Here is a 17,918-nt window from a genome sequence, read left to right as displayed (position 1 = left end):
GACTGGTCCATGCGTTCTGGTAGATACCTGCATCATAGGTATTTGGCAATGTTCTAGCTGCTAGCGTGCAGCGGTGGTGGAAGCTGCGGGCCAACTTGGCCACAATGGGTGTTCAGTCAAATCCTATTACCGATGAATCTTCCTGCCGCTCCGGCTCCCCTCAAAGGCATTTCCTCCATGGCCACCCGCTTGGTCCTGGCCGAACTGTTGCGTGACTATCTCCAAGCCACGGGGGTCTCCATGCATATGGAGTCCGTGGGCGGCGTGGATGCAGCCCGCCGGGTGGCCAGTGGTGAGCCGTTTGATGTGGTGATTCTGGCGTCAGATGCCATAGACCGCCTCATCGCTGCTGGCCAGCTCGCCCCTGGCAGCCGAGCCGATCTGGTGCGCTCCGAGGTGGCGGTGGCGGTGAAAGCCGGATCTGCCTTGCCCGATCTCAGCACAGAAGGTGCGGTGCGCAACGCTGTGCTCGCCGCTTTCCGCATCGGCTACTCGACTGGCCCCAGCGGCACTGCGTTGCTTCAGCTTTTTAAGCGATGGGGCATTGATGGCGCCGTGCAGGAGCGCTTGGTGCAGGCGAGGGCAGGGGTGTCTGTGGCATCGCTGCTGGCCAGCGGCGAGGTGGATCTGGGTTTTCAGCAGCTCAGTGAATTGCTGGAAGTGCCGGTGGTTCAGGTGGTGGGTTGTTTGCCCGAGCCCATGGCCATCGTTACCACTTTCTCGGCCGCATGGCCTTGCAACCCCACACCCGCCTCGCAAGAGGCCGTGCGTGGGCTGCTCGCTTTCCTGCAATCGGACGAAGCAGATGCGGTCAAACGCCGCCATGGCATGTTGCCGGTTTGATTTTTTTACCGTCAAGGATTTTTCATGAGTTTCATCATCGATTGCCACGGTCACTACACCACAGCCCCCAAGGCGCTGGAGAACTGGCGCAACGCGCAGATCGCGGGTATCAAAGACCTGGCGAGCATGCCCAAGGTCAGCGAATTGAAGATCAGCGACGATGAGTTGCGCGAATCAATTGAGCTCAACCAGTTGCGCCTGATGAAAGAGCGCGGCTCCGATATCACCATCTTCAGCCCACGTGCCAGCTTCATGGCGCACCACATCGGCGACTTCCAGGTGTCCAGTACCTGGGCGGCGATCTGCAACGAGCTTTGTTACCGCGTGGCACAGCTCTTCCCCGACCATTTCATTCCCGCAGCGATGCTGCCGCAAAGCCCCGGCGTTGATCCCGCCACCTGCATTCCCGAGCTGGAAAAATGCGTCAAGGATTACGGCAACGTTGGTATCAACCTCAACCCCGATCCTTCCGGCGGCCACTGGACCAGCCCGCCTTTGACCGACAAGGCCTGGTACCCCATCTACGAAAAAATGGTGGAACACGACATCCCCGCCATGATCCACGTGAGCACCAGTTGCAACGCCTGCTTCCACACCACCGGTGCCCACTACATCAACGCCGACACCACCGCCATCATGCAGTTGATACAAGGCGATCTGTTCAAAGATTTCCCGACGCTGCGCATGATCATTCCACACGGCGGGGGCGCGGCCCCTTACCACTGGGGCCGCTACCGTGGCCTTGCGCAGGAAATGAAGAAACCCTTGCTGCAAGACCACTTGTTGAACAACGTTTTCTTCGACACCTGCGTGTACCACCAGCCAGGCATCGATCTGCTGACCAAGGTGATCCCGGTCGACAACATCCTGTTTGCGTCGGAAATGATCGGCGCGGTGCGCGGTATTGACCCCGAGACCGGTCACTACTTTGATGACACCAAGCGCTACATCGAAGCCTCGACCATCGTTGTGGGCGACGATCGCCACAAGATTTATGAAGCCAATGCGCGCCGCGTGTTCCCGCGCATGGACGCTCAACTCAAAGCCAAGGGAGTCTGAACATGTACCAACTCGGCATCGTCAAGCGCAACATCGTTCGGGCCGACAAGGCCGCGGTCGACAAGCTGTCTCAATTCGGAGTGGCCACTGTCCACGAGGCCATGGGTCGCGTCGGCTTGATGAAGCCCTACATGCGACCAGCCTACAAAGGCGCAAAGATGTGTGGCACAGCCATCACCATCCTGCTGCAACCCGGTGACAACTGGATGATGCACGTGGGCGCTGAGCAACTACAGCCCGGTGATGTGGCCGTGGCCGCCTGCACCACCGACAACGCCGACGGTTTCTTTGGCGACCTGCTCGCCACCTCGTTCAAGGCGCGCGGCGCCCGGGGATTGATCATCGACGGCGGCGTGCGCGACGTGGACGAACTGGAAAAAATGGGCTTTCCGGTTTTCAGCAAGGAAATCCATTCCAAGGGCACGATCAAGGCCACGCTGGGCTCGGTGAACATTCCCGTGGTTTGTGCCGGTGCCCTGGTGAATCCGGGCGATGTGGTGATCGCCGATGTGGACGGCATTGTGGTGGTGCCTGCTGCCATGGCGCAGGCCGTGGCCGATGCGGCCGAGAAGCGGGAGCGCTTCGAGGGCGAAAAACGCGCGAAGTTCGAAGCGGGCGTGCTGGGCCTGGATCTGTACAAAATGCGCGAGCCCCTGGCGGCGCTGGGCCTCAAATACATTGATTGATCCCAAGTCCGTTCGGACTGGGCTTGTCGAAGTCCTCGCCTGCCCCTGTGGGCGCTCCTGAACCCTTCATTGCATGCCTGCGCGAAAGACCGACCCGACATGACTTCAGCGAACAACAAACCCACTTCCGGTGACTTCACCAAAACAGCCGGCTGGATGGACTGGTACGCCAAACCCTCCAAGCCCACATTCACGCTGCCCGCCGGCGCCGTGGATGCACACTGTCATGTGTTCGGCCCCGGGGCTGAGTTTCCCTATGCTCCCGAGCGCAAGTACACACCTTGCGACGCGAGCAAACAGCAGCTCTATGCACTGCGCGATCACCTTGGGTTTTCGCGCAATGTGGTGGTGCAGGCCACGTGCCATGGCGCTGACAACGGTGCCATGGTCGATGCACTGGAGAACAGCGGCGGCAAGGCGCGCGGTGTGGCCACGGTGAAGCGAAGCGTGAGCGATGCCGAGCTCCAGGCCATGCACGATGCCGGCGTGCGTGGTGTGCGTTTCAATTTCGTCAAACGGCTGGTCGACTTCACGCCCAAAGAAGAGCTGCTGGAGATCGCCAACCGCATCAAGCCGTTGGGCTGGCACGTGGTGATCTACTTTGAAGCGGTAGATCTGCCAGAGCTGTGGGATTTTTTCACCACACTGCCGACCCAGGTGGTGGTGGACCACATGGGCCGCCCCGATGTGAGCTTGCCGGTCGACGGACCTCAGTTCGCCCTGTTCGAAAAATTCATGCGTGAACACCCCAATGTGTGGAGCAAGGTCAGCTGCCCTGAGCGCCTGTCGGTCGCTGGCCCCAAGGCGCTGAATGGTGAATTGGCCGCGTACCAGGACGTGGTGCCTTTTGCGCGCCGTATCGTTGAGCAGTTCCCTGATCGCGTGCTCTGGGGCACCGACTGGCCGCACCCGAATCTGAAAGACCACATGCCGGATGACGGCTTGCTGGTTGACTTCATCCCGCACATTGCCACCACGCCAGCGCTGCAACAGAAGCTGCTGGTGGACAACCCGATGCGTCTGTATTGGCCAGAGGAAAAAGCCTGATGTCTCTCGAAAAACCCTACCTCGATGTGCCTGGCACGATCATCTTTGACGCTGAGCAAAGCCGCAAGGGCTACTGGCTCAACCAGTTCTGCATGTCGCTCATGAAGGCTGAAAACCGCGAGCGTTTCAAAGCCGACGAGCGCGCCTATCTGGACGAATGGTCCATGACGGATGAACAGAAGCAGGCCGTGCTGGCGCGCGATCTGAACTGGTGCATGCGCACAGGCGGCAACATTTATTTCCTCGCAAAAATTGGCGCCACCGACGGCAAGAGCTTCCAGCAGATGGCCGGCTCCATGACGGGCATGACCGAAACCGAGTACCGCGACATGATGATCCAGGGCGGCCGCTCGGTTGAGGGCAACCGCTTCGTCGGCGAAAACGGCGACGCGCAAGCCCAGAACCAACCCCAAGGAAAGCACTGACATGGCCGCACGCATCACCGCATCTGTGTTCACCTCCCATGTGCCAGCCATCGGCGCGGCCATGGACCTGGGCAAATCCCGGGAGGACTACTGGAAACCCGTATTCGCCGGTTATGACTTCTCCAAGCAGTGGATGAAGGACAACAAGCCCGACGTGATTTTCCTGGTGTTCAACGATCACGCCACGGCTTTCAGCCTGGACATGATCCCCACTTTCGCCATTGGCACGGCCGCCGAATTCCAGCCCGCCGACGAGGGCTGGGGCCCGCGCCCCGTGCCCAAGGTGGTGGGCCACCCCGATCTGGCTTCGCACATAGCGCAAAGCGTGATCCAGCAAGACTTCGACCTCACCATCGTCAACAAGATGGACGTGGACCACGGCCTCACCGTGCCCTTGTCCCTGATGTGTGGCGAGCTCGATCCCCAGAAAGACGCCTGGCCCTGCCCGGTGATTCCGTTTGCGGTCAACGTGGTGCAGTACCCCGTGCCGTCGGGGCGCCGCTGCTTCATGCTCGGCCAGGCCATTCGCAAAGCGGTGGAAAGCTACGACGAAGATATCAATGTGCACATTTGGGGCACGGGGGGCATGAGCCACCAGTTGCAGGGCGCGCGTGCCGGCCTCATCAACAGCGAATGGGACAACGCCTGGCTCGACCAGTTGATCAACGAACCCGTGGCTTGCGCCGATACGCCCCACATCGACTACGTGCGCGAAGCGGGCAGTGAAGGCATCGAGCTCGTGATGTGGCTGATCGCCCGCGGTGCCATGTCTGACATCGTGGACGGAAAAGCACAAGGCCCTGCGCCCACCTTGAAGCACCGCTTCTACCATGTGCCCGCCAGCAACACTGCTGTGGGCCACCTCATTCTTGAGAATGCATAAGGACACAACATGACCATCAAAGTAGCCCTCGCCGGCGCCGGCGCTTTCGGCATCAAACACCTCGACGGCATCAAGAACATCGATGGCGTTGAAGTCGTGTCGCTGATCAGCCGCGATCTCGACAAGACGAAGGAAGTGGCGGCCAAATACGGCATCGGCCACGTGACCACCGATCTGGCCGACAGCCTTGCACTGGAAGAGGTTGACGCCGTCATTCTCTGTACACCCACGCAGATGCACGCAGAGCAAACCTTGGCTTGTTTGCGAGCGGGCAAGCATGTGCAAGTGGAGATCCCTCTGGCCGACAGCCTCAAGGGTGCCGAAGAAGTGGTGGCGCTGCAGAAGCAGACAGGGCTGGTCGCAATGTGCGGTCACACGCGCCGATTCAACCCCAGCCATCAATACGTGCACAACCAGATCCAGGCAGGAAAGTTCAACATACAGCAAATGGATGTGCAGACCTACTTCTTCCGCCGCACGAACACGAATGCCTTGGGGCAAGCCCGCAGCTGGACCGACCACCTGCTGTGGCACCACGCCGCCCACACCGTGGACCTGTTCGCCTACCAGGCGGGCAGCCCCATCGTGCAGGCCAACGCCATCCAGGGCCCGATCCACCCCGTCCTGGGCATCGCCATGGACATGAGCATCCAGCTCAAGGCCGCCAGCGGCGCCATCTGCACGCTGAGCCTGAGCTTCAACAACGATGGGCCGCTGGGCACCTACTTTCGCTACATCGGCGACACGGCAACCTACCTGGCGCGCTATGACGATCTGTTCACTGGCAAAGAAGAGCAGATTGATGTGTCCCAGGTGGCGGTGAGCATGAATGGCATCGAGCTGCAAGACCGTGAATTTTTCGCAGCGATCAAAGAGGGCCGCGAACCCAATTCGAGTGTGGCTCAGGTGTTCAACTGCTACCAGGTGTTGAACGATCTGGAGCGCCAGCTGGCTTGATCTGAGCCGGGCGCGAGGCGCTATCCTCTACTGGTGAACTGGAAAACCCTCGTCTTCGCTGCGCTCATCGGTTTTGGCTTGATTCAACACCTGCAAACCCGCCCGGTGGAGCCGGGCCAGGGGGTTGTAGCGCCAGATCTGCCGAGACAGGTTGATCAACAGGCTGCCGCGCTCCAGCTCAAGGGTTATACCTTGCAGCCCTTGCAAAAATTTTCTGTCGAAGCGAGGGTTCTGGGCACTGAACGCTACAGCATCGGGCGCGAAGCCGAACTGTCTCCGCTCGATCTGGCTCTGGGGTGGGGCCAGATGTCCGACAGCGCTGTGCTTGAAAAAATCAAGATCAGCCAGTCGAACCGCTTTTACTTTTGGCGTGTTGATGAATTCCCGATTCCCCGCAGAGTCATTGAGCGATCCAGTGCCAATATGCACATGATTCCAGCCAACGTCGCAATGGCCAGGGGTCTCAAATCCGTGCGCGTGGGGCAGGTTGTGAGAATCGACGGCTGGCTGGTTGAGGCACAGGCCAGCGACGGTTGGCGGTGGCGCAGTTCGCTCTCCCGCGACGATTCGGGCGCAGGTGGCTGCGAAATCGTTTTGGTTCAAGACCTTCAGATTCTTTGATTGCACGTTTCACAGGAGCTTCGAATGCAACAACGCCAACTCGGCCCATTCCAGGTCTCGGCCATTGGCCTGGGCTGCATGAATATTTGCCACGCTTACGGAACACCGGTTTCCGAAGCCGACGCTGAGAAACTGCTGCTCGCCGCGCTGGATGCCGGCGTCACCCACTTTGATACCGCCGCGCTTTATGGCTTCGGTGTCAGCGAAACCCTGGTGGGCAAGTACCTGAGTCCACACCGCTCCCAATTTACACTCGCCAGCAAATGTGGCATGCAAGGGGTGGACCTGAACGGCGACGGCAAGCTGGTGCGTGTGATCGATGGCCGGCCCGAGGTCCTCCGTGCGACCTGCGAAGCCGCACTGAAGCGCCTGAATACCGATGTGATCGACCTCTATTACCTGCACCGCTGGGACAAGCAGGTGCCCGTCGAAGAGAGCGTGGGTGGACTGGGGGATCTGGTGCAGGCGGGAAAGATCCGGGCCGTCGGTCTGTCAGAGGTTTCGGCCGCCACCTTGCGCAAGGCCCATGCGGAACACCCCATTGCGGCGGTGCAAACCGAATATTCCCTGTGGACGCGCAACCCCGAGATCGCCGTGCTGCAAGCTTGTCAGGCGTTGGGTGTGGCCTTGGTGGCCTTTAGCCCCGTGGCGCGCGGCTTCCTGTGCGGTGCTATGGATGTGAGCGCCCTCGAGGCCAACGACATCCGCCGCTCCATGCCCCGGTTCACCGCCGAGAACCACGCCACCAACGCTCGTTTGTTGCCCGGCTACTTCGCCATCGCCAATGAAGTGGGTTGCACGCCCGCACAGCTGGCCATCGCCTGGTTGCTGCACCGCGGCGATCATGTGCTGCCCATTCCCGGCACCCGCAGCGTGACGCACTTACAGGAGGATCTGGGCGCTGCCGATGTGAAACTCAGCGCTGATGTGATGGGCCGCCTGGATGCGTTGATCAACCAGCAGACGGTGCGCGGGAGCCGCTACAACGCCCAGGCCAACAGCGAAGTGGATACCGAAGTTTTTGCCGCTTAAAGGAAACTGCATGTCAACCTCACCCACGTACCCCCTGCGCATCGGCGTGCTCGGCTGCGCCAATATCGCGCGCCAGTTCATTCGCGATGTGGAACCCAGCAAGGCCGTTCGTGTGGTCGCGGTGGCCAGTCGAAATGCCCAGACGGCACAAACTTTTGCAGCCGAACAAGGCGTCGCGCGGTTTCATGGCAGCTATGAGGCCTTGCTGTCCGATGCCGAGGTGGACGCGATCTACCTCCCCTTGCCCAACAGTTTGCACGCCGAATGGGCCATGGCGGCGGCGCGAAGCGGCAAACATGTGTTGTGCGAAAAGCCCCTGGCATTGAGCGTGGCCGATGCGCGGGCCATGTTTGCCGAGGCCAAAAACCATGGGGTGATGTTGTTGGAAGGCTATCCCTGGTGGTTTCAGCCACAAACCCAGGCGTTGCAGGCTTTGTTGCAAGGCGGCGCCATAGGTTGTGTGCGCGGCGTGCAGGCCAGCTTCGGCTTCAGCTTGGGAAACCAGCAAACCAATATCCGTATGAAGCCCGAGCTGGGTGGTGGTGCTTTGCTCGACGCCGGGAGCTACCCGCTCAGCCTGATTCGCCTGGTGATGGGCGAAGCGCCTGAGCGCGTGATGGCCCAGGCCAACTGGAGCGAGAGCGGCGTGGACATCAGCCTCACGGCCACGCTGAGCTTTGCCAACGGGCGCAGTGCTCAACTTTCTTGCGCCATGGACACGGCCTACCACCGCCGAGCCACCATCATGGGGTCGCAGGGCACCATTGAAACCGAATACCTGAACCACACCGGCAACGGCAGTTCAAAGCAGCATGGCTATTTGCCGAGCGAACTGCGTGTGCGCCGAGGCACGGGCAATACGGTGCCGTTTGAGTCCGTTGCAGCTGCAACGGGCAGTGGGTTTCGCTTCTGCGCTGAGGCCTTTGCTCATGCCTTGGCGCGGCAGGACGACGCTGCCTTTGATCGAGCCGCGCAGGCCAGCCAAGACATCGCTGCCACCTTGGAGGCCATTTTGAAGAGCGCACGAAAAGGGCGCGCGGTTTCCCTGGCATGAGGGCCTGCTGATACAAAACGAAAAGAACCGACACCTCGCCGACATCCAGTAGGGGCGTGCCAAGCGCACCATGACGGACATCTTCAACAGCTTCCTGAAAGGAACACCGTCATGAAACCCTGGATCAAAAAAACACTCATCGGCCTGACCAGCGTCACTGTTGTGCTCGGAGGCCTCAGCGCCTGCGGCTCACGTGGGCACCACGGCGAGGGCTGGAGCGCTGAGCGCGTGAGCGAAGTGCGCGGCAAGGTGGTCGAAAAAATCAGCGGCAAGCTCGAGCTGGACGTGGCGCAAAAGCAGAAGCTGGGTACCCTGGCCGATCAGATCATCGCTTCGCGCACCGCTTTCCGGGGCGAAAGTGCTGACCCGCGCACCGAGCTCAAGACCTTGATCGCCGGTGAGAAATTTGACCGCACCGCAGCACAAACCCTGCTCGACCAGAAAACCCAGGCCATTCAGGGCAACGCGCCGCAGACCATCAACGCGCTGGCCGATTTTTTCGACAGCCTGAATCCCGAGCAGCAAAAACAGGTTCGCGAGAAGCTGGAGCGCCGCCACGGTTGGTGGGGTCGCGGTTGATGTGATCGGAAGGCCGCTCATGCCTTTCGATCAAACGCCCCTGCGGCTGCTCACTCAGCAGTCCCGTTCGTATGCGCCAGTGCTGCTGGCCGGACTCGAAGACCCCCACGCCGAGCTGCTGGCCATGGTGTGGGGGCCACGCTTTGATCGCGAACACGCCCTGGGGCTCTGGGCGGGGTTGTCGCGCCGTTTGCCGGTGGATGCACTGCCCGTGTTGCCTGCGTTGTTGTCGGTTGCCGACCGCTTTGATGCGCTGACCGCGCCCGTGCAACACCGCCTGCGGCGTTTGATCGCTCGCCACCGCACCAGCCGGGTGCCCGCTTGAGCGGGCCGTCCGCCGTGAATGGGGCGCCAATGTGAAAATGCCGTATGCACCAGATCTTGCTCATTGACGACGATCATCAGCTAGGCCCGCCGCTGGCCACGTATTTCCAGCGTTTCGAGCTGGGGCTCACCCATGCCCTGAAACCCAGTGAAGGCTTGGCCCTGCTCGCCCGGGGTGGCTTTGACGCCGCCATTCTTGATGTCATGTTGCCTGAAATGGACGGTTTTGAGCTGTGTCGAACCATTCGCCGAACCAGCGACATTCCCATCATCATGCTGACGGCGCGCGGCGAAGTCATGGACCGCGTGGTGGGCCTGGAGCTTGGTGCGGACGACTATTTGCCCAAGCCGTTTGAGCCCCGCGAACTGGTGGCCCGCATCCAGACGGTTTTGCGCCGCCAGACCAAGGCACAGGGCCCGGTTGATGCTGGCAAGGAGGCCCCGCTGGATTTGCGTTTTGAGGGCCTGAGCATCGATGTGGCCCGGCGAGAGGTGCAGCGCCAAGGGACCTTGGTCGAGCTGACGGGGACCGAGTTTGAGCTGCTGCTCCTGCTGGCCCGCGAGCCGGGTAAGGTCCACAACCGCGACGACATCCTCAACCAGTTGCGCGGCCACGAGGCCGATCTGTACACGCGGGCTGTGGATATTGTGGTCAGCCGGTTGCGCAAAAAACTCGAACCACTGGACTGCATCAAAACCCTGCGCAATGCGGGCTACTCATTGGCCTTGCGACCCCTCGTACCATGAGCACGTCGTTCGAACGCCAGGAGCCCTGGGTGAAACGCTGCGTGCACGCAGTGGCGCACTCCATCAAATTGCGCCTGGTCGTCGTCTTTCTCTTGCTGGCTTTTGCCATGAGTGCCGTGTTTGTGGTGGGTGCCCAGCGTGCCTTTACTGTGGGGTGGAAGGAGGCCGCGCGCCCGTTGCTCATGGACTACGTGGACCATCTGGCGGCCGACATCACGCGCGGCGGTGCTTCACCCGACCAGGCTGCCGCGCTGGCCTTGACGAAGCGGTTGCCCCTCACTGTGGACATCCAAGGCCCGAGCATCAACTGGGAATCCCATCCTGGGAATTCGGCGCACGGCTGGCAACGCAATCGCTGGGGTGGCCAGCGTGCGGACGGAACAAATGAAGACTGGGGCAGCGACAAAAACTGGCAGGCCATTTTGCAGCGCGCCACGCTCGACGGACACACCATCGTTTTTGGTATCGATGAAACGGCCTTTGCGCAACAATCCCGCCATTTCGGCGTGGCCATCGGCGCATTGTTGCTGTTGACCACGCTGGCCTGGCTTTATGTGCGCCGCCTGCTGCGCCCGCTGGACGCCATCAGCGCTGGCGCGAAGCGGTTTGGCGCGGGCAATTTCAATGAGCCCATCGATCTGAAATGCAGGGCTCGACCGGACGAACTCAGTCAGCTGGCGGGGGTCATGAATACCATGGGTCAGGACATCCGGCAAATGCTCGATGCCAAGCGGGCCTTGCTGTTGGCCATCAGCCATGAGCTGCGCAGCCCGCTCACCCGCGCCCGCCTCAACACCGAGTTGCTGCCCGAAACGACTGAGGTGAATCCGCAGCGCGAAGCCTTGTTGCGCGATCTTCAGGAAATGGCCAGCCTCATCAGCGATCTGTTGGAGAGCGAGCGGCTGGCCACCCAGCATGCTGCGTTGAACCGCGAAACAGTCGACCTCAGCCTGCTGGCGCGCAGCGTGATCGAAGGCCTGCAGAGCAAACATCCGCAGGCCGCGCATGTGTCGCTGCACACGCCGGTCGACCTGCCTGCTGTGCAGGTGGACTGCACACGCATCCGCCTGCTGCTGCGCAACCTGCTGGACAATGCCCTGCGCCACAGCGCTGACGCCACACCGGCACCCGAGCTGCATCTGCGCCCGGTGGCGGGTGGCGGCGTGGAGATCGAGGTTCGGGATTTTGGGCCAGGTGTGCCGGAAGATCAGATCGGCCGGATGGCCGAGCCCTTCTTCAGGCCCGACTCGGCGCGCACCCGGAGTGCGGGCGGCGTGGGCCTGGGGCTGTACCTGTGCAAACTGGTGGCCCAAGCGCATGGTGGGTCTTGTGTTGTTCGCAATGTGCACCCGGGGTTGTCGGTGGTCGTCAAACTGGCAGGGTCTTGATCCGCATCATGGCCGGCTGAGGCGCCATGCGGCACACTGGAACGATGACTTCCATCCCATCTCCCGGCTTTGTGGCGGCGCCCACCCGCTTTCTCTTCTTCACGGGCAAAGGGGGTGTCGGCAAAACGTCGCTCTCCACGGCCACGGCCATCGCGCTGGCCGACACCGGCCAACGTGTGTTACTCGTCAGCACCGATGCAGCGTCCAACCTCGACGAGATGCTCGGCGTACCGCTGTCGAATCAAGCGGTGGCGGTGCCCGGCGTGCCCGGCTTGCACATGCTCAACATCGATCCCGACACGGCCGCAGAAGCCTACCGCCAGCGCGTGCTCGCCCAGCTTGAAGTTGATGCAAGCGATGAAGAGCGCCAGACGGTGCGCGAACAACTCTCGGGCGCATGCACCACCGAAATCGCTGCATTTGATGAATTCGCTGCCTTGCTGGCCGGGGAGGGAGGCACGGGAAAAGATTCGGTTTACGACCACATCGTTTTTGACACCGCGCCCACCGGCCACACGCTGCGTTTGCTCAGCCTGCCCAAGGCCTGGTCGGGTTTTCTGGCCGGCAATGACCGGGGCGCATCCTGTCTGGGCCCACACTCGGGCCTGAAAATGCAGGAAGCGCGTTTCAATGCCGCGCTGAAGGCATTGAGTGACCCTGCGCTCACCACCGTGGTGCTCGTGACCCGGCCCGATCCTCGACCCATGCAGGAAGCCGCTCGCACCGCCGATGAGCTGCGCACCCTGGGTCTGGCCAACCAGCGCCTGGCCATCAACGGCGTGTTTCATGCGAGCAAGGCCGGTGACCCGGTGGCCGCCGCTATCGAAGCGCTGGGTCAGCAGGCCATGGCCACCATGCCCGACAGCCTGGCCAGCTTGCCGCGAGATGAAGTGCCTTTGCGGGCATTTGACACCGTGGGCCTGCCCGCGCTGCGCGCGCTGCTCGGCGGTACCGCATCCACATCCGTTCGCACTGAGCCGGTCGAAGGGCGTTCAAAGAAGAGCCACGAATTGCCCGCCGAGCCGTTGGCCCGCATGGCCGACGAGTTGGCCGCAGTGGGCCACGGCCTCATCATGGTCATGGGCAAAGGCGGTGTGGGCAAGACCACCATCGCCGCCGCGCTCGCGGTGGGCCTGGTGCAGCGCGGTCACAGCGTGCACCTGACCACCACCGATCCCGCCGCCCACGTGGCCGCTGCCTTGAATGGATCGCTGGAGGGCCTGAAGGTGGGCCGCATCGACCCACAGGCCGAGACCGAGGCCTACATCCACAAGATCATGAGCACGCGCGGCAAGGCGCTGGACGAGGAGGGCAGGGCCCTGCTGCTGGAGGACCTGCAATCGCCCTGTACCGAAGAGGTGGCGGTGTTCCACGCTTTCAGCCGCGTGGTCAACGAAGCGCGCACCGCCTTCGTGGTGCTCGACACCGCGCCCACCGGCCACAGCCTGCTGCTGATGGACGCCACTGGCGCCTACCACCGGCAGATGGTGCAGCAATACGAAGGCAGCAAAGACGGCGAAGGCAATGAAAGCAAGCCCGGCGCGCTGCACATCATCACGCCCCTGATGCGCCTGCAAGATGCGAGCATGACCCGCGTGGTCATCGTGACTTTGCCTGAAGCCACTCCGGTCAGCCAGGCCGCCGCACTGCAAGACGATCTGCGCCGAGCCGAGATCGAGCCCTGGGCCTGGGTCATCAACAAAAGCATCGCCGCCACCGGCACGACAGACCCGTTGCTGCAGGCCCGCCTGAAGGGGGAGATCAAGCAGACCGAGCGCATCGCCCAGGGGTTGGCTCAGCGCACATTTGTCTTGCCTTGGTTGCCCGAGCCGCCGGTGGGGGTTGCAGCGCTGGGGGCGTTGGTGACCGGTGCATGATGGCCAACTTCTTGCCCGGAGTGATCAGCACTGTGGTGCCACCCGGCGCACCGATTCGCACTGGGTATGGGTCGTTCAGTGCGGGATGATGAGGTCGCCGAAGACCACTTCGAAGGCGCCAAAGCCGTCGGTCGCGACTGCGAGGCGGTCGCCGGGCAGGCGGAGGAACTCGCGAAGCCGCATATCCACGTTGATCCGTTCTAGCGACACCACGCGATGGTCTTGACCGATCAGGCCAACAAACAGTGACTGGCCGCGCAGGGATGTGATCAGCACGCAGTTCAATGGGGCATAGCGTTGCATCAGCAAAGCCGGGCAGCTCGTGATGTCGCTTGGCGCGATCGAGGGCACGAAGGCAAACAGTGGCCCGGTATAGACCTGCGGATCGCCCACCGCGCGATGGGGCTGGCCTTGGTAGGTCGAACCCAGTGAGAAAAGAGGCCAGCCATAGTTCCGCCCTGACTCCAGCAGGTTGATTTCATCGCCGCCCTTGGGGCCGTGGTCGATAGCATAGATGGCATTGCCAACGCGCACCATGCCTTGCGGATTTCGATGGCCACTGGAGTGCACCTGGAAGGCTTCACGCCGCACTGCGCTTTGCGCCTTCAGGCGGGCATCGTCGAAGAACAAGACTTTGCCGTAGGGAGAGGCTGGATCCTGAGCCAGGTTTGCGACGCGCTCGTCGTCCGAAGGCGTGCCCAGACTCATGATGATGCCGCCCGGAACCGCGGTCCAGGCGCCGCCGATGCTGCTGAAATCCAGCTCATCCACAGGGGGAAGGCAGGGCGCGCGAAACACCTCTTTGCGCAGACTCAGGTTCACCACGGAGGCGAAGTAGCAGCCATTCAGGGTCTGCTGTAGGCTGATCAGGCCGAAAGTCTGGTCCTGGTATACCCAGATTTGCTTGAGCCCACCGCCGCGATATGTCGACGGTTTGGCATCCTGAATGGCTTCACCCAGCCCGAAATGAGTCCAATGCGTGTCCAGATCGTTCTGTTCGTACTTGGTGATCACACCTTGAGCGTCCGGCACATAGCCGGCGGTTTTTTCGCTGTTGCCGAAGCCTTCCAGGTGCAGCAGTTGCAGACTGAAGTCGTTGCCGGTGAAGACCTTTATCTCGTCGGAGGCGTAAGGGTCAGCGATCTTCGGCCGCGATTCGAGTCTCTCGCTCAACTGGTTGACCTCATGCACCACCTTGACCTTGGTTTCCTTGACGAAGAAATACGCGGCGTCTTTTTGTGTGACTGAGCGTTGTCCCAACAAAAATGCAGCGGCCAGACAGATCGCCGCGAAACCGGTCAGGATCAAGGTGCGCCGCAAGGGCTTTGATATTTCCATGATGAAGGAGCCTGGTCAAATAGCAGGCTGTTTTTTCTGGGTCGGGCGGAACAGCATGCCCAGCAAGAAGGCCGAGGCGTCCCCAACCATGGATGTGGCTCGCATGGTCAGACTGACCCCCAAAGCGACCTCGATACCAATTACGGGTGTGAGCAATTGCATCATCATGGCTTCGCGCACGCCAAGTCCACCCGGGGCGCCAGGCAACATGTATCCGACCGTCCATGCGACAGTGAAAAGCAGGGTCAGTTGGAGCCAGTTCCCCTCGCCATGACCAAAAAGCGAGATGGCTTGTAGCTCCAGGATGCTGCCCAGGATGGCGAAGCAAAGCATCATGAGTAGCGAAACCATCACCGCTGTTGTCAACTGGGGTCTGACCAGCAACGCGCCTCGACCCAGTTTTCGACTGAGCTTGGGCAGCATGACATTGAAGACCTGAATGCCAACAAAGGGGGCCAGCAACAGGGCGATGCTCAAGGCCGCCATGTAAACCGGGTGCGCGTTGTCCACCAGCCCCTGGTGCAGGTCGTGCACAAAGAATACAAGCGCGGCCAAGGTGAAGCTGGCACTGATAGCCAGGGTCCAGAAGGTCTCGATTGCCATGGTGGCAATGGTCTTTCCCGCGGGAACGCCAGCTGCCTTGCCGAGCAGCACGCGGCCGGTGAAGTGACCGATATTTCCCGGAAGGTACTTGCCCATCTGTGAAACGGCGATGATCTGCAGCGCTTCCAGGTAGGGCATTTGTACGTTTTGATCACGCAACAGCAACACCCAGATCAAGGCAATCAGAGCGATCGTTACCCAGGTACCCAGCACCGAAAGGCTCAGGGCCACAACGGTTGCCTTGTTCCACACAACGTTGGGCAGTTGGTGAAAGTTGCCCCAGAGGTGATATAAAAAATAACCGCTGGCCAGCAGCAGCAGGCCAATCATGATCACCCGAAGGATGGAGCGCTTCATCTGAGAAATTGGGTGACGAAAAGGATGATCGTCGGGAGGCAGGGGGTGCCAGTCAGGGGCATATAAACGACTCTCAAGAGTCGCCGTGTTGGCAACATCTCGCGCGATTCTATGTGAGCTGGCCTTACTTTGGCTGGCCCCGCAATGCGCCCGAGCGGCGTGTCGCCATAAAGCTGCACTTGCTGTGTACCGAAGCAGTCGCCGTGTCCTACGCCTTCAGGCGCGTGAACAACGAGGCCCGCACCAATTTCGTCTTGCTCGGCGCCACACCCACAGGCCGCAGCCCGCTTTGATGGACGCTACCGGCGCTTACCACCTGCGGATGGTGCAGCAATACGAAGGCAGCAAGGACGGCGAGAGCAATGAAAGCAAGCCCGGCGCGCTGCACATCATCACGCCTCTGGTGCGCCTGCAGGACGCCAGCATGACCCACGTGGTCATCGTGACTTTGCCCGGAGCCACACCGGTCAGCCAGGCCGCCGCCCTGAAAGACCATCTGCGCCGCGCCCAGATCGAATCCTGGGCATGGGTCATCAACAAAAGCATCGCCGCCACTGGCACAACCGATCCACTGCTGAAGGCGCGTTTGGCTGGCGAACGCCACCAGACCGAGCGCATTGCCAACGGGCTGGCACAGCGCACTTTTGTGCTGCCCTGGTTGCCCGAGCCACCGGTGGGCGTTGAGGCGCTGGGGGCGTTGGTATAACGCCGTTTTCGCCGGCCAGTTGTCAACCCTGTCAGCCTGGGGCGCAGGCGCGCCGCAACGCCCCTAGAATGCAACAAGAGGAAACAACGAAGAATAGCCGTCCATGACGCCAGAGGCCCGTGCCCGCCAGACCATTGATGCGCTGCTCACCGCGGCGGGTTGGCACGTCTGCAATGTGGCCAGCGCCAACATCCACGCAGCCACGGGCGTGGCCATTCGCGAGTTTCCCCTCAACCCCGGTCACGGCTTCGCCGACTACCTGCTTTACGTCAACGGCAAAGCCTGTGGCGTGATCGAGGCGAAGAAAGAGGGCGCTACCCTGAGTGGCGTGGAAGTACAAAGCGCCCTCTACGCCCAAGGCCTGCCCGCCGCCTTGCCGGCCTGGCGCCGGCCGCTGCCCTTCGTGTTCGAGTCCACCGGGGTGGAAACCCGCTTCACCAACGGGCTCGATCCCCAGCCCCGCGCCCGACCGCTGTTTGCCTTCTTCCGACCCGAGCTGCTGGTGCAATGGTTGACCTATTTGCCGGTGCAGGCGGGTTCAGCTTCAGCAGCCAGCGAGCCTGATCAGGCGCCCACCTTCCTCGTCCGCCTGCAACAAAGGCCTACGCTGGTCACCGAATGGGGTCAGGGCGGCGCCAGCTTCAAGCTCTGGCCTGTGCAGATCACCGCCATCCGCAACCTGGAGGAAAGCCTGGCCGCCAACAAGCCGCGCGCCCTGATCCAGATGGCCACCGGCAGCGGCAAAACGTTTACCAGCATCAGCTTCATCTACCGCCTCATCAAGTTTGGCGGCGTGCGCCGTGTGCTGTTTCTGGTGGACCGCGGCAACCTCGCGCGCCAGACCAAAAAAGAGTTCGACGCCTACGCCTCGCCCCACAACGCCTACAAGTTCGGCGAGGAATACATCGTCCAGCACCTGCAAGGCAACCAGCTCGATAAAAATGCCCGCCAAGAAAGCTGCGGCGAAATCGGTGCAGCCCAAGCAGGCACCTGCAGCCAAGGCGGCAGCAAGCCAAGCGGACAAGGTCTTGGCTCGGGCGAATACCTCGCTCACCAAGATGGGCAAAAACCGCCCGACCAAGTTGCCATCCTTGTTGCGGCATTTGAAGTCCATCGTGGGGCAGGGGGCAACTGTGGACGATGCCGATGCTTTGTCGCGCCGGCTGGAGGCCGCGAAGGTGATCCAGGTGGTGGGCGATATGGTGTTGTATCCCTGAGTGCTTTGGTGGGGCACTTGAGGCCAGGGCTTGTTGAACGCGTCAGCGGTTCGGGGGGTGCATTCGCTGTTCGCGAACAGCGAATGACAGGCCATAGCTGGGCTGATTTGTGGTTTTATGCAATATGCATACTGCATAAAAATAGATAAATTTCTTCATATCGTCTATATTTGTG

Annotated in this window: 20 protein-coding genes; 17 read left to right on the top strand and 3 right to left on the bottom strand. The window is 61.4% G+C overall.

Going from position 1 to position 17,918, the window contains the following annotated elements:
- Positions 1 to 132: 132 nt before the first annotated feature.
- The 7 genes from E5678_RS08780 to E5678_RS08750 all read left to right on the top strand — a co-directional run bounded on the left by E5678_RS08780 (position 133) and on the right by E5678_RS08750 (position 5,900).
- Positions 133 to 843, top strand: a complete 711-nt coding sequence (locus tag E5678_RS08780; RefSeq protein ID WP_247596959.1) for a substrate-binding domain-containing protein — start codon at positions 133 to 135, stop codon at positions 841 to 843.
- Positions 844 to 867: 24 nt separating this feature from the next.
- The gene (locus E5678_RS08775) at positions 868 to 1,902 is read left to right on the top strand and encodes an amidohydrolase family protein (protein WP_136178165.1); all 1,035 of its coding nucleotides are present in this window, start codon (positions 868 to 870) and stop codon (positions 1,900 to 1,902) included.
- 2 nt (positions 1,903 to 1,904) lie between these two features.
- Complete coding sequence (gene ligK, locus E5678_RS08770; protein ID WP_136178164.1) at positions 1,905 to 2,588, top strand: 4-carboxy-4-hydroxy-2-oxoadipate aldolase/oxaloacetate decarboxylase; 684 nt, start codon at positions 1,905 to 1,907, stop codon at positions 2,586 to 2,588.
- 99 nt (positions 2,589 to 2,687) lie between these two features.
- Entirely contained in the window at positions 2,688 to 3,635 is a 948-nt protein-coding gene (locus E5678_RS08765; RefSeq protein WP_136178163.1) for an amidohydrolase family protein, read from the top strand.
- On the top strand, positions 3,635 to 4,060 hold the full coding sequence (gene ligA / locus E5678_RS08760) for a protocatechuate 4,5-dioxygenase subunit alpha (RefSeq protein ID WP_136178162.1): 426 nt from the start codon (positions 3,635 to 3,637) through the stop codon (positions 4,058 to 4,060). The genes E5678_RS08765 and ligA overlap by 1 nt, the downstream gene beginning before the upstream one ends.
- A 1-nt stretch (position 4,061) precedes the next feature.
- Positions 4,062 to 4,943: a class III extradiol dioxygenase subunit beta gene (locus E5678_RS08755; RefSeq protein ID WP_136178161.1), complete on the top strand. Its 882-nt coding sequence runs from the start codon at positions 4,062 to 4,064 to the stop codon at positions 4,941 to 4,943.
- A gap of 9 nt (positions 4,944 to 4,952) precedes the next feature.
- A complete protein-coding gene (locus E5678_RS08750; RefSeq protein WP_136178160.1) occupies positions 4,953 to 5,900 on the top strand; it encodes a Gfo/Idh/MocA family oxidoreductase in 948 nt (315 codons plus the stop codon).
- Between the two features lie 27 nt (positions 5,901 to 5,927).
- Here E5678_RS08750 and E5678_RS22270 read toward each other — a convergent pair whose 3' ends face one another.
- On the bottom strand, positions 5,928 to 6,503 hold the full coding sequence (locus tag E5678_RS22270) for a hypothetical protein (RefSeq protein WP_168708522.1): 576 nt from the start codon (positions 6,501 to 6,503) through the stop codon (positions 5,928 to 5,930).
- Between the two features lie 42 nt (positions 6,504 to 6,545).
- Here E5678_RS22270 and E5678_RS08740 point away from each other — a divergent pair, with 42 nt between their 5' ends.
- From E5678_RS08740 to arsA, 7 genes are all read left to right on the top strand, one after another.
- Positions 6,546 to 7,553, top strand: a complete 1,008-nt coding sequence (locus tag E5678_RS08740; protein WP_136178158.1) for an aldo/keto reductase — start codon at positions 6,546 to 6,548, stop codon at positions 7,551 to 7,553.
- A gap of 10 nt (positions 7,554 to 7,563) precedes the next feature.
- Positions 7,564 to 8,607, top strand: a complete 1,044-nt coding sequence (locus E5678_RS08735; RefSeq protein ID WP_136178157.1) for a Gfo/Idh/MocA family oxidoreductase — start codon at positions 7,564 to 7,566, stop codon at positions 8,605 to 8,607.
- Between the two features lie 111 nt (positions 8,608 to 8,718).
- Positions 8,719 to 9,186 carry a Spy/CpxP family protein refolding chaperone gene (locus E5678_RS08730; protein ID WP_136178156.1) on the top strand — a complete coding sequence of 156 codons (468 nt, stop codon included), beginning with the start codon at positions 8,719 to 8,721 and terminating at the stop codon, positions 9,184 to 9,186.
- Positions 9,187 to 9,205: 19 nt separating this feature from the next.
- Positions 9,206 to 9,511 (top strand): hypothetical protein, encoded by a 306-nt coding sequence (locus E5678_RS08725; RefSeq protein ID WP_136178155.1) that lies wholly within the window; start codon positions 9,206 to 9,208, stop codon positions 9,509 to 9,511.
- Positions 9,512 to 9,555: 44 nt separating this feature from the next.
- Entirely contained in the window at positions 9,556 to 10,257 is a 702-nt protein-coding gene (locus E5678_RS08720) for a response regulator transcription factor (RefSeq protein ID WP_136178154.1), read from the top strand.
- Positions 10,254 to 11,645, top strand: a complete 1,392-nt coding sequence (locus E5678_RS08715) for a HAMP domain-containing sensor histidine kinase (RefSeq protein ID WP_136178153.1) — start codon at positions 10,254 to 10,256, stop codon at positions 11,643 to 11,645. Before E5678_RS08720 ends, E5678_RS08715 begins: the two co-directional genes overlap by 4 nt.
- A 44-nt stretch (positions 11,646 to 11,689) precedes the next feature.
- Positions 11,690 to 13,522: an arsenical pump-driving ATPase gene (arsA, locus tag E5678_RS08710; RefSeq protein WP_136178152.1), complete on the top strand. Its 1,833-nt coding sequence runs from the start codon at positions 11,690 to 11,692 to the stop codon at positions 13,520 to 13,522.
- A gap of 75 nt (positions 13,523 to 13,597) precedes the next feature.
- Here the strand turns inward: arsA and E5678_RS08705 are convergent, their stop codons facing one another.
- Both E5678_RS08705 and E5678_RS08700 read right to left on the bottom strand, forming a co-directional pair.
- A complete protein-coding gene (locus E5678_RS08705) occupies positions 13,598 to 14,830 on the bottom strand; it encodes a PQQ-dependent sugar dehydrogenase (protein WP_168708521.1) in 1,233 nt (410 codons plus the stop codon).
- A 45-nt stretch (positions 14,831 to 14,875) separates the two neighbouring features.
- The gene (locus E5678_RS08700; protein WP_136178150.1) at positions 14,876 to 15,820 is read right to left on the bottom strand and encodes a lysylphosphatidylglycerol synthase domain-containing protein; all 945 of its coding nucleotides are present in this window, start codon (positions 15,818 to 15,820) and stop codon (positions 14,876 to 14,878) included.
- Positions 15,821 to 15,933: 113 nt separating this feature from the next.
- On the opposite strand from E5678_RS08700, the gene E5678_RS22615 reads away from it, so the two are divergent.
- From E5678_RS22615 to E5678_RS08690, 3 genes are all read left to right on the top strand, one after another.
- On the top strand, positions 15,934 to 16,113 hold the full coding sequence (locus E5678_RS22615) for a hypothetical protein (RefSeq protein ID WP_247596958.1): 180 nt from the start codon (positions 15,934 to 15,936) through the stop codon (positions 16,111 to 16,113).
- A complete protein-coding gene (locus E5678_RS08695) occupies positions 16,113 to 16,526 on the top strand; it encodes a hypothetical protein (RefSeq protein ID WP_247596957.1) in 414 nt (137 codons plus the stop codon). Before E5678_RS22615 ends, E5678_RS08695 begins: the two co-directional genes overlap by 1 nt.
- Positions 16,527 to 16,629: 103 nt before the next feature.
- A complete protein-coding gene (locus E5678_RS08690; protein WP_210732012.1) occupies positions 16,630 to 17,892 on the top strand; it encodes a DEAD/DEAH box helicase family protein in 1,263 nt (420 codons plus the stop codon).
- Positions 17,893 to 17,918: the final 26 nt, after the last annotated feature.

Origin of the sequence: Hydrogenophaga sp. PAMC20947 (genome assembly GCF_004795855.1) — a bacterium.
In the GTDB taxonomy this organism is placed as follows: Bacteria; Pseudomonadota; Gammaproteobacteria; order Burkholderiales; family Burkholderiaceae_C; genus Hydrogenophaga.
This window is presented reverse-complemented; position numbering and strand designations above follow the sequence as displayed.